This window comes from Parageobacillus sp. KH3-4 (assembly GCF_022846435.1).
Taxonomy (GTDB): Bacteria; Bacillota; Bacilli; order Bacillales; family Anoxybacillaceae; genus Parageobacillus; species Parageobacillus thermoglucosidasius_A.
The window spans coordinates 1,864,794-1,880,039 of record NZ_AP025627.1 but is presented as its reverse complement, the minus strand read 5'-3'; the positions used below and the strand labels follow the sequence as shown (position 1 = coordinate 1,880,039).

The 15,246-nt window shown below is 45.3% G+C and carries 11 protein-coding genes and 1 CRISPR repeat array; all 11 genes read left to right on the top strand.

What is annotated here, in order from left to right; all coding sequences use genetic code 11:
- The first annotated feature begins 23 nt into the window (after positions 1-23).
- The 11 genes from cmr1 (at position 24) to MWM02_RS09635 (ending at position 15,224) form a co-directional block, all read left to right on the top strand.
- Positions 24-929 (top strand): type III-B CRISPR module RAMP protein Cmr1, encoded by a 906-nt coding sequence (gene cmr1, locus MWM02_RS09685; protein WP_064550505.1) that lies wholly within the window; start codon positions 24-26, stop codon positions 927-929.
- Positions 926-2,572: a type III-B CRISPR-associated protein Cas10/Cmr2 gene (gene cas10, locus MWM02_RS09680; RefSeq protein ID WP_064550504.1), complete on the top strand. Its 1,647-nt coding sequence runs from the start codon at positions 926-928 to the stop codon at positions 2,570-2,572. Before cmr1 ends, cas10 begins: the two co-directional genes overlap by 4 nt.
- A complete protein-coding gene (cmr3, locus tag MWM02_RS09675) occupies positions 2,569-3,696 on the top strand; it encodes a type III-B CRISPR module-associated protein Cmr3 (RefSeq protein WP_064550503.1) in 1,128 nt (375 codons plus the stop codon). The genes cas10 and cmr3 overlap by 4 nt, the downstream gene beginning before the upstream one ends.
- Positions 3,696-4,574 carry a type III-B CRISPR module RAMP protein Cmr4 gene (cmr4, locus tag MWM02_RS09670; protein ID WP_064550502.1) on the top strand — a complete coding sequence of 293 codons (879 nt, stop codon included), beginning with the start codon at positions 3,696-3,698 and terminating at the stop codon, positions 4,572-4,574. The genes cmr3 and cmr4 overlap by 1 nt, the downstream gene beginning before the upstream one ends.
- A 15-nt stretch (positions 4,575-4,589) precedes the next feature.
- Positions 4,590-5,009 carry a type III-B CRISPR module-associated protein Cmr5 gene (gene cmr5 / locus MWM02_RS09665; RefSeq protein WP_064550501.1) on the top strand — a complete coding sequence of 140 codons (420 nt, stop codon included), beginning with the start codon at positions 4,590-4,592 and terminating at the stop codon, positions 5,007-5,009.
- Between the two features lie 13 nt (positions 5,010-5,022).
- The gene (gene cmr6, locus MWM02_RS09660) at positions 5,023-6,174 is read left to right on the top strand and encodes a type III-B CRISPR module RAMP protein Cmr6 (RefSeq protein WP_064550500.1); all 1,152 of its coding nucleotides are present in this window, start codon (positions 5,023-5,025) and stop codon (positions 6,172-6,174) included.
- Positions 6,175-6,346: 172 nt separating this feature from the next.
- Positions 6,347-6,970: a CRISPR direct-repeat array (repeat unit 30 nt; unit sequence GTTTGTATCTTACCTATAAGGAATTGAAAC).
- 728 nt (positions 6,971-7,698) lie between these two features.
- On the top strand, positions 7,699-9,780 hold the full coding sequence (locus MWM02_RS09655) for a thioredoxin domain-containing protein (RefSeq protein WP_244403563.1): 2,082 nt from the start codon (positions 7,699-7,701) through the stop codon (positions 9,778-9,780).
- 91 nt (positions 9,781-9,871) lie between these two features.
- The gene (locus MWM02_RS09650) at positions 9,872-10,291 is read left to right on the top strand and encodes a CoA-binding protein (protein ID WP_064550497.1); all 420 of its coding nucleotides are present in this window, start codon (positions 9,872-9,874) and stop codon (positions 10,289-10,291) included.
- Positions 10,292-10,447: 156 nt separating this feature from the next.
- Entirely contained in the window at positions 10,448-12,418 is a 1,971-nt protein-coding gene (gene parE, locus MWM02_RS09645) for a DNA topoisomerase IV subunit B (protein ID WP_064550496.1), read from the top strand.
- Entirely contained in the window at positions 12,418-14,862 is a 2,445-nt protein-coding gene (parC, locus tag MWM02_RS09640) for a DNA topoisomerase IV subunit A (protein ID WP_244403562.1), read from the top strand. The genes parE and parC overlap by 1 nt, the downstream gene beginning before the upstream one ends.
- Positions 14,859-15,224, top strand: coding sequence for a PilZ domain-containing protein (locus tag MWM02_RS09635; protein WP_244403561.1), 366 nt, complete (start codon positions 14,859-14,861; stop codon positions 15,222-15,224). The genes parC and MWM02_RS09635 overlap by 4 nt, the downstream gene beginning before the upstream one ends.
- Positions 15,225-15,246 lie beyond the last annotated feature (22 nt).

Genomic DNA, 15,246 nt, shown 5'->3' with positions numbered 1-15,246 from the left:
AATGAATAAAGGGGAAAGAGTGAATGGTTGATAACGAACGGTTGAAAGCGTCAGCGATCGTAGAAACAACGTACAAGTTGAAGTTGATAACACCGATGGCGATGCATGGCGCCAACGCGAAGGAAAAGGCGGAATTCCGTATTTCCTCATTGCGCGGAGTGTGGCGTTATTGGTGGCGAACGCTTCAGGAGGAAAAAAATCATGCATCGTTGCTAGAGCAGGAAGAAGGATGGTTTGGCGGAACACAGGTGAAAAAGCAAAAGTCTCCAGTGAGCTTGCTTTTACCACGCCCATTAAGCGGTTCAAAAGGAGAAAGCGTCCTTCCGCATCGAACAAAGTCGTCGTTTGCGGTTAAGACGATTCCAGCAGGACAAGAAACAGCTGTTGTTATGCGGGCATTGCGAAAACACGAGCAGCTGTTGGAAACATATGAATTGTATTTTCAGTACATGCTTCATCTTGCTGGAATAGGACAGCGGGCGCGGCGTGGATTTGGCGCGGTCCAATGGGAAGAACATCGTTGGAAGACGGTCGCGGATTTCGCGGCTAGCTTGCACGAGGTGCTTATTCGTTTGGGACAGCGCGAGAGGTTTCAGTTTTCCGACAGTGGATGCATTGTAAAGCGCAAAGGAGAAACGCACACTTACCATCCGGTGTTGTCAGCGGTTTGGGTCGGTGAAGGACAAAAAACGCCGCAAGAAGTGTTAAAGCGCTTTGGCGAAGCGTCGCACAGGGCGAACCGCTATGGACGGTTAGGCGCCGTTCGTCCGAAACGATTCGCTTCGCCGCTATGGTGTACCGTGCGGAAAATCGGGGATTTGTATTACCCAATCATCACCGAAGTAGAGGCAGATAGCTCTGTATATAAACAACCACAGTATCAACGAGATCGAGATTTGTTTTTGGAAATAGCTGGGGTGAGGGTATGAGCAAACGGCAATTGGTGATTTTTACGGTCGGACCAGTGCAGTCATTTATTGCATCGGCGCGGAAAACGGAAGATTTTTGGAGTGGAAGTTACATCTTATCTTACCTTGTGCGCGAAGCGATGAAAACGCTGTATCAAGCCGACCCGCATTGCGAAATTGTATATCCTCTCGTTTCCAAAGAAGAATTGGAAAATCCATCATCGCGCCGTCTCCATATCGCTTCCATTCCGAACCGATTTACGGCGATTGTCGAAGGGGAAACGGAAAAAGCAAAAGCGATATTGCAAGAAACGGAACAAAGCGTGCGAAATGTATTTTGCGATTTTTGTTTTCAAGCGATTGATAACGTGTTTCCGTTTCTTTTAGATCATGAAAAAGAAAAGCTGAAGACAACGACAGAAGCGCAAATCCGCTCGTTTTTGGAAATTTATTGGGTTGCCGAACCTTATGATGAAACGGCAGCGTTTAAACAAATTCGTGAGCGCGCCGAGCGGCGGCTAGGGGCGTTGAAAAACGAAAAGCGCTATGAATCCGTTCCTCAACACGGTTTAGTTTGTACCGTTTGTAAAGAGCGGGAAGCGTTATGTTTGGAGGATATAGACGAGTTCGACCGATACGGTACGATGAAACAAAAATTGGAAAGAACATGGGAACGATGCGCGGGAATATACAAAGAACCGGAAGAAAATTCAGAACAAGAGCAATATGTTGGAAGAATAAAAAATAATGAGTTTTTGTGCGGTATTTGTCTTGGCAAACGCGTTGCGCGTGATTACTTCACCCCGATCTTCAAAGCAGCAGGAACAAAGTTCCGGACTTTTCCATCCGTAATGGAAATCGGTTCAGGGAAATATTATGCGATCGTGATGATGGACGGCGACAATATGGGAAAATGGTTTTCAGGAGAGAACAAGGAAGACTATAGCCGCATCAGCCAAAAGCTTGCGCATTTTTCCCAGAAAGTTGTACCGAACATCGTTGAGACGGACTATCATGGCCGGCTTGTATATGCGGGTGGGGACGATGTTCTCGCTTTCGTTCCGGTAGATGAAGCGTTAAAAATAGCTGAGGAATTACGTTTTGCCTTTAGCGATGAAAAAAAAGGATTAGGAAAAGGCGCTACTGCTTCGGTCGGGCTGATCGTTGCCCATAAAAAGGCTCCGCTGCAATTAGTGTTAAATGAGGTGCGAAGACTAGAACAAAAAGCAAAAAGCTATTACTCGGAAACTACGAAACAACAAAAAGATGCGTTGGCGATCGCCGTTCACACTCATTCGGGAGAGATTTCGGAGGCGGTATTGCCATGGACCGTGGAACAGGAAAAAATCACCGATGAGTTACATCAATTTCTCTCACTGTTAAAGGAATCGCTATCACCAACATTCATTCATCATTTTACACAAGCTTTTTATCCTCTTTTACACGAAAAATATCATCTGAAGTGGGAAAACAAGGAAATGGTTCGGACAGAATTGCGTCGATTGTTGAAACGATCGATGAAAGAAGGCGCAAAAATAGATAATCTTGATTCGCATGTGGAAACACTTATGAAACTGCATGATATAGTACCAAGCGGATACGACTTTTTGTATCTATTGAAAATCTTAACCTTTTTCAAGCGGAAGGAGGGAACGGAAGAATGACAAAATTAACGTTGACGCCGGTAGATACGTTTTTTTTCAAAAACCATCATGTTACGGAAGCAGGAGAAGATACAGTGATGGAGTCGATGTTCCCTCCTCGGCCGAACACGATTTACGGGGCTTTGCGTGCCGCTTATATTCACGCCCATACTACATTTGATGAATTTGTTCGTGAAACAGATGAACATGTGAAAAGATGGATGGGGACACCAAATCAACGAGGGGAATTTCAATTACAATATTGCGCACTGACATATAAACAAGAAATTCTTCTCCCGTTGCCATTAGATTATCAAGTAATTGAAGAAAAAAATTCTCTAAAAGCGTATCCGCTGTTGCTTGCAAACGATGAAAAGCCGTCTTCGCTGCAAGGAAAGTGGCGGCTTGCTTCTACAAGACGAGAAAAAACGAAAAGCTCCCAACATCAGTATGTTTCTCTACAGGAATGGAAGCATGCCATTTTACACGAAGCGCCAATATCATCTCTTATTTCGTTGTCGAAGTTAGTCGTGCGAGAAGAAAAGGTAGGAATTCGGTTGGATATAGGAAGGCGTACTGCTCAGAAAGGATTTTTATATCGAGTTACGCAGGGGCGTTTTCGTGATGACGGAGCTCTTGCGGTTTACATTGGAAACGGACCGGATTTTTCAAAAGTGAAATTTGCCCGCATCGGCGGCGAAAATCGCCCGTGGATTATTCAGCAGTCAGAAGAAACATTTACATTATGGGATGACAAAGAGAAAAAACAACTAGCAGAAAAAATAAAGCAAACGAAAGTAGCGAAAATTATTTTCCTATCCCCAGCGATTTTTGAAAGAGGTTCACGCCCGCGCGATTTTGACGGCGAAAAGGTGGCATTGCCGAATGGCGTGACGGTAAAATGGCTTACTGCCGCCATTGGGAGACCAGAGTTATATGGCGGCTGGGATATCGTCCGTCATCGTCCGAAACCACGAAAATGGATGGTGCCTGCTGGTTCGGTCATTTACGTAGAAGTGGAAGAAGGCGACATTTCGAAATTACTATCCGCTGCCAACGGAATGCATTTTACCGATGAGGGAGCAGAAGAAGGATTTGGCTTTGCAGTCATTGCAGGTGCAAGTAAAAGTGAGGAGGAATTGTAATGTATTCAATCGTACGTCCATTTTTTCTACATGCGGTTACATCCGTTCACGCGGGAAGTGGAAGTGAAATCGGGTTGGTCGATTTGCCGATCCAGCGCGAAAAACATACAGGATTTCCAAAAATCGAAAGCTCATCGTTAAAAGGAGCGTTGCGTTACCATATCACGCAGTCGTTAAAAGAAAAAGGGGAAGACAAAAAACTAGAATTGGTATTTGGCTCAGATGGAGAAGAAAACGAAACGCAAGCAAGCGCAATTGCGCTTAGCGACGCGCGCGTATTGTTGTTCCCAGTTAAATCGCTGCGCGGCGTGTTTGCGTGGATTACATGCCCGCAAGTATTAGAACGGTGGAACTATGAGATCGCACTTCATGAATATAGTATCGATCCGCTTCCAGTGCCAAGCCCGAAGACGGTAAGCTCTGATCGCCTAATTGCGGCAAATCAACATATTGTATTGGAGGAATATGCATTTGAAGTAACGGTTTCCGATGATGCCAAACAATTGGCGGAGCGGCTTGCGAAATTGCTTTCTGACCATGTGCAAATCAACATTCAAGATCGCCTTGTTGTATTGACAGATGATGATTTTGCCGATTTTGTAAAATTATCGACAGAAGTGAATGCGCGCATCAGAATTGACCATGAAAAGGGAACGGTAGATAATGGCGCTCTTTGGTACGAAGAAAACGTTCCGCCGGAAACGATTTTTTATAGCTTCCTTTACATCGGAAATGTGCGCGGAAAAGGAATAGAAGGCCTTCAAAAAGCGGAAGACGTGGAAACTTTTTTAGTTAAGGAAAATACGTTCCCGAAAGTATTTCAGCTTGGCGGCAATAGCACGTTAGGTCGAGGAATTCTTCGGACGATTTGGGTATAAAAGGGGTGTGTTGTCGTGGCAAAGAACATTCAACGTGTTGGTATTGAAAATGGGCGCGCCGCTTTTGCGTTTGAAAGAGTGAAAAAAGCAAAAGAAGATAAGCGTATCGGCAATTTTGAAAACTACCGGTCTTACGTCAAAAAAATGCCATCCCTTATTCAAGTGAACGGATTTGGACAAGCGTTGGCATTTTGTTATCAAAGAAAAGATCAAAGAAAAGAGTATGGAGCGATTTATCAGGCGCTTCACGAATGGTTTCAAGAAAAATACCCTTATGCGTTTCAAGGTGACAAAAAGGAATTCGTCCAAGTAGTCATTAACCTTCCAAGCGCCGAATACCGCCTTTGGACGATGGAAGCGTTAGCTCTGTTGAATTGGATGCGTAAGTTTGTTGATGGAATGGCAGAAGAGAACGGAACGGAGAAAGAAGAATAAAGGAGGGAGGGAGATGCTTCTCCATCCAAAAGATACGCAAGAGGTGGTTCGCCTTGCCGACAAGCGGCAAATCGCCCACCTTGCTTATCATATGCATTACTGCTTGGAACATACATGGAATGAACAGAAAACAAGATACGAGATATTAAAAAAGATAGAAACGATTCCTGTGAATCGTGATTTGAAAGAAATCGCAAACGATGTTGCTCGACAGCGTGAACAGGCGTTTGTTCATTGGGCACAAACAGGGTATGTCAAAAAGCTAAAAGCGCATCCAATTGGGAAAATCGTTCATGGGCTTGGTGCGGGTCATGTGCGGGAAACATCATTGACGATTCACCCTGTATACGGTGTTCCGTACATTCCGGTCTCCAGCGTAAAAGGGGTTGTCCGCCACTGGTTTATCGAAGCATATTGTGATGGAAAGGAAGAAAACCTGTCATCGCACGAAACAGGCGCGCTCGTGTTCGGAACGCAGGAACGGCGAGGAGTCATTCAATTTCACGACATCTTTTTGACAAACGGGTTACAGCTCGTTCCCGATGTGTTAACGGTACATATGAAAAAATATTATGAGAAAAAACAAGCGGCAACAGATGACCAATCTCCGACACCAGTTGCGTTTTTTACCGTAACAGTGTCGGATGTTGACATCTATATAACGTGTGATCGTGCCATTAGTCTAACGATAGAACAAACAAAGCGGTTGTTAGATCAAGCCGCGTCATGGACGATCAGCGCCTTGACCGAGCTCGGAATCGGATCGAAAACCTCGTCGGGATACGGGTATTTTACCAATATCCAGGATGTTACGGAATCGGAGTTCCTTCCTCTTGTCAAAAAAGAAAAAGAGCGGGAGGCGAAACGGCTTTTCGAAGAACGAGAGAAAGAACAAGAACGCCAAAGACAAGAGGAAGAAGCACGTTTGGCACAGCTTCCTCCAGAAGAACGGCTGGTGAAGCAAATCGAAATGCTTACCAATAGCCAGCAAGATCAAGAAAAAAGTAAATCTGTGCTGTATCAAGAGGTCATCGCGCAGCAAAACAAACAAGCCGCACAAGCACTTAAAGCCTATTGGCAACGCATTGGACAATGGAACGTAAAACCAAGTAAGCAAAAACAATACGAAAAAGTACAAGCGATTCGGGCGTTGTTAGAAAGCTAACCCGTGTCGTCGACCTCCAATCGTGCAAAAAGTGCGGGGGATCGACGACACTTCTTTTTTCTTTTTGGTCCTTACAGCTATCAGCATTACCACATATTGACGAAATTTTCTAAATGACGTATACTGAATGTAGCCATTTTGGAAAAATGTTGATACATCAACGTTTTTTGGGGTTTGTATCTTACCTATAAGGAATTGAAACTAACAATCGGAACAGCTGGTGGCGTGTAGGAAACGGTTTGTATCTTACCTATAAGGAATTGAAACAACGCTTTTGGTCTGAGCGCGGATAAAGCGTCTAAAGGTTTGTATCTTACCTATAAGGAATTGAAACGCACGAGGCATTTCCTCGATGGCTTCAGCTGTCGTGGTTTGTATCTTACCTATAAGGAATTGAAACTTTTTTCGGTCTTGTTTGAGTGTTTGATATGCTTCAGTTTGTATCTTACCTATAAGGAATTGAAACTCTTCTGAATTGTTGAGAGATGATTTTGCAATGCGTGTTTGTATCTTACCTATAAGGAATTGAAACAATTGCCGGTAACGGCTGTCAAAAGAACGAGAGCAAGCGTTTGTATCTTATCTATAAGGAATTGAAACTGAGGAAAACGGCAAAGAAATTATAGACGTGAACGAGTTTGTATCTTACCTATAAGGAATTGAAACGTTCGTGAAGGTGAGAATTATTTTGACGGTAAACGGTTTGTATCTTACCTATAAGGAATTGAAACGCTTCTTCCTTGTTGTTTTTGGTGAACATGAACGCGTTTGTATCTTACCTATAAGGAATTAAAACCTTGCATCTACCTTGCGCACAACTACTTGTGCCTTTTGTTTGTATTTCATTAGCCCCTAATGAATTTGGACACTCGGTAAGGTGTTTTTATAATCGAAGTGACCAAACGAAGGGGCTTTTTATATATGAAGTGGAGAAAACATTCCAAGGAATTTAAACTGCAAGTAGTCAAGGAAGTATTAGTGGTTGGAAATTTATAGATTGAACGAATTGGGCTTCCTAGATTATCTTAACGATTGTCTGAAGATGGTAAGTTGAGTAATTTATTATGCAGAGTAAGCAGAGTATGATGGCTTTATAATAGGGATAGTAACAAGTTTTTTAGATGGCAAAAACATTATGCAACACAAAATTCATGCCTCTATGGTTTGCCGCGGTGCGAACCTGCCAAGACACCGTATCCTCTTTCCTATGTATAACGTCAAATTTCATCATTGTCCTCAGTCCATTAGTTTCTTTCCACACCTTAATTTCTATTTGCAAAATGTGTTAACCTTTCCTAATATAACCTATATTGCTAATAATAATATATAACAAAAATGAATGTATAATTTTATTTTCCTAAGATTACTTTGTTACGTGTATTTTGCGAAAAATAACTGGTAAAATATACGTAAACGTCTCTTCCTAGCAAATACTTTTACTTTTATACGGTCTGATGGACAACCGTTCAGGCGAAGATGGAAGCAGCGTTCTAATCATTGGATAAAAGGAAGTGTTACATAATAATGAAGGAATATCTCGAACGTGAGCGTTATAACGAAAAATATAATTGGTTAGTGATGTCGAAAAGCCCTTATTTGAAGCAGCATGAAACCAATCCTGTCAACTGGCTGGAATGGTCGCCGGAAGCGTTTCAAAAAGCAAAAAGGGAAGACAAGCCAGTGTTTTTGTCGATCGGCTACTCGACTTGTCACTGGTGTCACGTCATGGCGCACGAAAGTTTTGAGGATGAAGAAGTGGCGAAAATATTAAATGAAAAATATATATCTATTAAGGTGGACCGGGAAGAACGACCGGATATTGATTCCGTGTATATGCGCGTCTGCCAGATGATGACGGGGCAAGGCGGCTGGCCGCTCAGCGTGTTTTTGACTCCGGAAGGGAAGCCGTTTTACGCGGGGACGTATTTTCCAAAACGGAGCCGATACGGACGTCCCGGCTTTATCGATATATTGACGCGGTTGTATGACAAATATAAAGAAAATCCAGATGAAATTATTCATGTTGCGGAACAAGTGACAGAGGCGCTTCGGCAGTCCGCGCGCGCTTCGGGAGCGGAGCGGCTTCCTTTTGCGGCAATCGAGAAAGCATACCGGCAGCTTTCAAACAGTTTTGATGCAGTATATGGCGGGTTTGGCGGCGCGCCGAAATTTCCGATTCCGCATCAGCTGATGTTTTTAATGCGGTATTATCAATGGAAGCAGGATGACCGCGCGCTTTTGATGGTGGAAAAAACGTTAAACGGTATGGCAAACGGCGGCATTTATGACCATATCGGCTATGGGTTTGCCCGCTATTCGACCGATGCGATGTGGCTTGTGCCGCATTTTGAGAAAATGTTGTATGATAACGCGCTTTTAGTGATCGCGTATACGGAAGCGTATCAATTAACGAAAAACGAACGGTATAAAGAGATTGCCGAACAAATCATCGAATTTGTCAAGCGGGAAATGACTTCGCAAGACGGTGCGTTTTATTCAGCGATTGATGCCGATTCCGAAGGCGTGGAAGGAAAATATTATGTATGGACGCCCGATGAAGTGATGAACGCGCTCGGTACGGAACTAGGCGAGCTGTATTGCCGCGTTTACGATATTACCGAAGAAGGAAATTTTTCTGGAAAAAATGTGCCAAACCTCATTCATGCGAAAATGGAACGCATCGCAAAACAATACCGTCTGACGGAAGAAGAATTGCGCGAAAAGCTGGAAGAAGCAAGGAAGCAGCTGTTTGCCGAGCGTTCATCGCGCGTCCATCCGCATGTAGATGATAAAATTTTAACGGCTTGGAACGCGTTAATGATTGCCGCGCTGGCAAAAGCGGCAAAAGTATACGAGCGCCGCGATTATTTACGGATGGCTAAGCAAGCGCTTTCGTTTATCGAAACGCACCTTTGGCAAAATGGCCGGCTGATGGTGCGCTACCGCGACGGGGAAGCGAAACATCTCGGCATTATTGATGACTACGCCTATCTCGTCTGGGCGTATGTCGAAATGTATGAAGCGACCTTGGATTTGGCGTATTTGCAAAAGGCGAAAACATGTGCGGAGCGAATGATTGACCTTTTTTGGGATGAACAGAGCGGCGCGTTTTTTATGACAGGGAGCGACGCGGAAGCGCTCATCGTTCGGGAAAAAGAAATTTATGATGGTGCGCTGCCATCGGGAAATAGCGTCGCGGCTGTACAGATGATTCGTCTGGCAAGACTGACAGGCGATTTGGCGTTATTGGAAAAAGCAGAAACGATGTATAAAGTCTTCCGGCGTCAAGTCGAAGCATACGAAAGCGGCCATACGTTTTTCTTGCAAGGGCTGTTATTGTTTGAAACGCCGACGGCCGAGGTCGTGCTGTTCGGCAAACAAGGCGACGAAAAGCGGGAGCAGCTTATTCTAAAGTGGCAGCACACTTTTGCGCCAAACGTTTTTCTGTTGGCGGCGGAACATCCGGCCGATGTTGCGGGCATCGCACCGTTTGCGGCGGAGTATGAACCGCTTGGCGATGAGACGACCGTGTACGTGTGTGAAAATTTTGCCTGCCAGCAACCGACAACGGATGTCGAATCCGTTGCCGAGCAGCTGTTTGAATGATCCTTTTGTCCATGTTCGCAACTGTTAGCAGGATTTTTTTCATTCTTGAAGAATAAGTACGTCAAAGACAAAAATGAAGGAGAGAGCGGATATGCCAATTGCCAATCCAAGCAGAGAAGAAATCGGAGAAATTTTGCGAAAAGCAAAGCGCATCGCCGTCGTTGGGCTCTCGGACAATCCGGAGCGGACGTCGTACATGGTGGCAAAGGCGATGAAAGACGCCGGCTATGAAATTATTCCTGTCAATCCAATGATTGAGGAATGGGAAGGCATCAAAGCGGTGAAAAAACTGACGGATATTGATGGTCATGTCGATATTGTGAACGTATTTCGCCGTTCCGAACATTTGCCGGAAATCGCCCGTGAATTTGTGCAAATCGACGCCGACGTTTTTTGGGCGCAGCTCGGCGTCGTTAATGAAGAAGCCTATGAATTTTTGAAAGAAAAAGGGTATACGGTTGTGATGGATCGCTGCATTAAAGTGGAGCATGCGTTGACGAAACAACATTAAGCGAAATCGACCATCTTTTTAGATGGTCATTTCCATTTTTAGAGGGAATTTTGCGTATTTTGTCCTAATCGGTAAAATAGGCGTAGACGCTCGCGAATTTTATGTTACAATAAAACAGAAACAAATGTTCTTGTTTTATTTGAAAGGGGTATGTATGTGGCAAAACAATCCGTATATGAATACAACGATGATGCGATTCAAGTGTTAGAAGGACTCGAAGCGGTTCGGAAGCGGCCGGGAATGTATATCGGCAGCACTGATAGCCGCGGTTTGCATCATCTTGTCTATGAAATTGTCGACAATTCTGTTGATGAAGCGCTAGCAGGTTACGGAAATTATATTCTTGTCAAAATACATAAAGATAACAGCGTTACTGTGCTTGACGAAGGGCGCGGCATGCCGACGGGGATGCATAAGCTCGGCAAGCCGACGCCGGAAGTGATTTTGACGGTGCTTCACGCCGGCGGGAAGTTCGGGCAAGGCGGCTATAAAACGAGCGGCGGCTTGCACGGAGTCGGTGCATCGGTCGTCAACGCGCTGTCGGAATGGCTCGTAGTGACGATTCATCGCGACGGTTTTATTTATCAGCAGCGTTTCGAAAACGGCGGAAAGCCGGTAACGACGCTGGAAAAGATCGGGACGACGAACAAAACGGGGACGATCATTCAATTTAAGCCAGATCCAACGATTTTCAGCACGACAACGTTTAACTATGAGACATTAAGCGAGCGTTTGCGCGAATCGGCGTTTTTGTTAAAAGGGTTGAAAATCGAGCTCATCGATGAACGGACCGGGATGAGCGACGTATTTCATTACGAAAACGGGATTAAGGCGTTTGTCGAATATTTAAACGAAGATAAAGATGTTCTTCATCCTGTCGTTTATTTCGAAGGAGAGCAAAACGGCATTGAAGTCGAATTTGCCTTTCAGTTTAACGACGGTTATTCGGAAAACGTGCTGTCGTTTGTCAATAATGTGCGCACGAAAGACGGCGGCACGCATGAAGCGGGAGCGAAGACAGCGATGACGCGCGTCTTTAACGAATATGCGCGCAAAAACGGGCTGTTAAAAGAAAAAGATAAAAACTTAGAAGGCACCGATATCCGCGAAGGGTTGTCGGCAATCGTCTCGGTGAGAATTCCGGAGAACTTGCTGCAATTTGAAGGGCAGACGAAAGGAAAGCTCGGGACAAGCGAAGCCCGTTCCGCTGTTGACGCGGTCGTATCCGAGCATTTAACGTACTTTTTGCAAGAAAACCCAGACGTTAGCACGATGTTGATTAAAAAAGCGATCCGGGCATACCAAGCGCGGGAAGCGGCGCGAAAAGCGCGCGAGGAAGCGCGAAGCGGGAAAAAGCGAAAAGGAAAAGAGACGGTGTTAAGCGGAAAATTGACGCCGGCGCAATCGCGCAATCCGCAAAAAAACGAATTGTATTTAGTGGAAGGGGATTCGGCGGGCGGTTCGGCGAAACAGGGGCGCGACCGCCGTTTCCAAGCGGTATTGCCGCTGCGAGGAAAAGTGATTAACACGGAAAAAGCAAAGCTTGCCGACATTTTGAAAAACGAAGAAATCAGCACGATTATCCATGCGATCGGCGGGGGAGTCGGACCAGATTTTTCACTTGAGGACATAAACTACGACAAAGTGATTATTATGACGGATGCGGACACGGACGGCGCTCATATTCAAGTGCTGCTTTTAACATTCTTCTACCGGTATATGCGTCCGCTCATCGAAGCGGGAAAGGTGTATATCGCGCTGCCGCCGCTCTATAAAGTAAGCAAAGGCAGCGGCAAAAAAGAAATCGTTGAGTACGCATGGACAGATGCACAGCTAAAAGAAATTACGAGGAAATTCGGCAAAGGTTATACGGTGCAACGCTATAAAGGGCTTGGCGAAATGAATGCCGACCAATTGTGGGAAACGACGATGAACCCGGAGACGCGCACGCTGATCCGCGTGCGGATTGAGGATGCAGCGAGAGCGGAGCGCCGCGTTACGACGCTGATGGGCGATAAAGTCGAACCGCGCCGCAAATGGATTGAGGCGAACGTCGCCTTCGGATTAGAAGATGATCCAAATATTCTAGACAATGAGCACGTGTTTGTCGCAGGAGGGGATTATTGATGGCAGAAAGGTTATTAGATTTGCCGTTGGAGGACGTGCTTGGCGACCGTTTTGGGCGCTACAGCAAATATATCATTCAAGAACGCGCGCTTCCTGATGTCCGCGATGGACTAAAGCCGGTGCAGCGCCGCATTTTATATGCGATGTACATCGACGGAAATACGGCGGATAAGCCGTTCCGCAAAGCGGCGAAAACGGTCGGTAATGTGATCGGAAACTTCCATCCGCACGGAGATTCGTCTGTCTATGAGGCGATGGTGCGGATGAGCCAAGATTGGAAGCTGCGCAATGTATTAATTGAAATGCATGGCAATAACGGAAGCATTGACGGCGATCCGCCGGCGGCGATGCGTTATACGGAAGCGCGCTTGTCTTCAATCGCCTTGGAGTTGCTGCGCGATATTGAGAAACAGACCGTCGAATTTGTCCCCAACTTTGACGATACGACGAACGAGCCGGTCGTGCTGCCGGCGATGTTTCCAAATTTACTAGTGAACGGTTCTACTGGCATTTCGGCAGGATACGCGACCGAAATTCCGCCACATCATTTAGGCGAAGTCATTGATGCGGTGATTATGCGCATTGACAAGCCAAATTGCACGGTCGATGAGCTGATGACCGTGATTCAAGGCCCGGATTTTCCAACAGGCGGCATTATTCAAGGGAAAGACGGCATAAAAAAAGCGTATGAAACAGGAAAAGGCAAAATCATGATCCGCGGCAAAGCGGCGATTGAACAAGGAAAAGGCGGAAAAAAGCAAATCATCATCACAGAGCTTCCGTATGAGGTGAATAAAGCGAATCTCGTCAAAAAAATCGATGAGCTTCGCTTTGATAAAAAGCTGGACGGTATTGCCGACGTCCGCGACGAAACGGACCGCACCGGGCTGCGCATTGTCATTGAGCTAAAAAAAGATGCCGATGCGGAAGGAATTTTAAACTATTTATATAAAAACACCGATTTGCAAGTGCCGTACAATTTTAATATGGTCGCGATTCATCAGCGCCGTCCGAAGCTGTTGAGCCTTCCGGAATTGTTGGACGCGTATATCGAACACCGAAAAGAAGTGGTGACAAACCGCTCGCAATACGAGCTGAAAAAAGCGTATGAGCGCCAGCATATTGTCGAAGGATTAATGAAAGCTTTATCTATTTTAGACGAAGTGATCGCAACGATCCGCGCTTCCCGCGATAAGCGTGACGCCAAAGACAATTTAATCGCCAAATATGAGTTTACGGAAGCGCAAGCGGAAGCGATCATGTCGCTGCAGTTGTATCGGTTAACGAACACGGATATTACCGCGTTGCGGCAAGAAGCGGAACAGCTAGAAAAAACGATTCAGGAACTGACCACTGTTTTAAATAGTGAAAAGAAATTGCTTGCTGTTATTAAAAAAGAATTAAAAGCGATGAAAAAGCAATATGCCGATGAACGAAAAACGGTGATTGAAGATGAAATCGAAGAAATAAAAATTAATTTGGAAGTGATGATTCCATCAGAAGACGTCATTGTCACCGTGACGAAAGAAGGATATGTGAAACGGACGAGCTACCGTTCCTACAGCGCTTCAAACGGCCAAGATTTCGGCATGAAAGAATCGGACCGGCTGCTTTCGCAAATGGAAATGAACACAACCGACGTATTATTATTGTTTACGAGAAAAGGCAACTACTTGTACTGCCCAGTTTATGAGCTGCCGGATATTCGTTGGAAGGATGTCGGCCAGCATATTTCCAATTTGATCCCGCTTGACCGCGATGATGAGATTATCGCCGCCGTTCCTGTCAAACGGTTTGATGAACCGTTAAGCCTTATTTTTGTCACCAAACAAGGCATGGTGAAGCGCACGGAGCTATCTCAATATAAAGTGCAACGCTATACGCGGCCGCTTGTGGCAATCAATGTCAAAGAAGGCGATGAAGTCATACATGTGTATGCGACGGATGGGCAACAAAGCCTATTGCTTATAACGAACCAAGGATACGGATTATGGTTTGATGAAGCGGAAATAAGTCTGGTCGGCGTGCGTGCTGCTGGAGTGAAAGGGATCAATTTAAAAGAAGGGGATCATGTCGTTTCCGCGCATTCAATCGTGGATGAAGGCGAACGGTATTTAGTCATCGCAACTCAACGTGGTGCCGTGAAAAAAATGCCATTGAGCGAATTTGCGAAAACGTCGCGCGCCAAGCGCGGAGTAGTCATGCTGCGCGAGTTAAAGACAAACCCGCACCGCATCGTTGCTTCCGTTTTGACGGATAGAAACGATGATATGTTGTTTATTCGCACAGAAACAGGAGCGATCGAGACGCTTTCCGTTTCTTCGTTGCGCGTTGCCGATCGTTACAGCAATGGTTCTTTTGTGATTGATAACGATGAGGCTGGAAACGTAATCGATATGTGGAAACAACCATCCAACATATTAGGAAAAGAGGAGACGAAATGAGATTTAGGCGCCAAGAAGCGTTTCGCTATCAATTTGGCCAGCCGCTTCCATGCACATTCCGCCTTGTGCACAATGATGAAAAATATATAGAAATCGAGGAAAAAAGCGCCCATATTCATGATATTAGCCCACATGGAATGAAACTGGAAACCCTATCACGGATTCCTTGCGAGCATAATAAAGAGATTGAAGTAACATTTATGCTCAATGATGTGCCGTTTCGTTTTTCAGGAAAAGTTGTATGGGAGAGGCCATTTGTGCGAACGTATTATTACGGGGTGCGGCTGTTGATTTCGAATGAACAAGAGGAAAAGCTTATCAGTGAGATTAAACGACACGCGGCTCTTCACCGACAGCGTTAAAAACAACTCGGCGATATGCCGA

Bases quoted from the DNA above. Each gene is read 5' to 3' on its own strand.
- cmr4 (WP_064550502.1), top strand. From the start codon at position 3,696: ATGTATTCAATCGTACGTCCATTTTTTCTACATGCGGTTACATCCGTT.
- cmr6 (WP_064550500.1), top strand. From the start codon at position 5,023: ATGCTTCTCCATCCAAAAGATACGCAAGAGGTGGTTCGCCTTGCCGAC.
- MWM02_RS09655 (WP_244403563.1), top strand. From the start codon at position 7,699: ATGAAGGAATATCTCGAACGTGAGCGTTATAACGAAAAATATAATTGG.
- cas10 (WP_064550504.1), top strand. From the start codon at position 926: ATGAGCAAACGGCAATTGGTGATTTTTACGGTCGGACCAGTGCAGTCA.
- cmr1 (WP_064550505.1), top strand. From the start codon at position 24: ATGGTTGATAACGAACGGTTGAAAGCGTCAGCGATCGTAGAAACAACG.
- cmr3 (WP_064550503.1), top strand. From the start codon at position 2,569: ATGACAAAATTAACGTTGACGCCGGTAGATACGTTTTTTTTCAAAAAC.
- MWM02_RS09635 (WP_244403561.1), top strand. From the start codon at position 14,859: ATGAGATTTAGGCGCCAAGAAGCGTTTCGCTATCAATTTGGCCAGCCG.
- parC (WP_244403562.1), top strand. From the start codon at position 12,418: ATGGCAGAAAGGTTATTAGATTTGCCGTTGGAGGACGTGCTTGGCGAC.
- MWM02_RS09650 (WP_064550497.1), top strand. From the start codon at position 9,872: ATGCCAATTGCCAATCCAAGCAGAGAAGAAATCGGAGAAATTTTGCGA.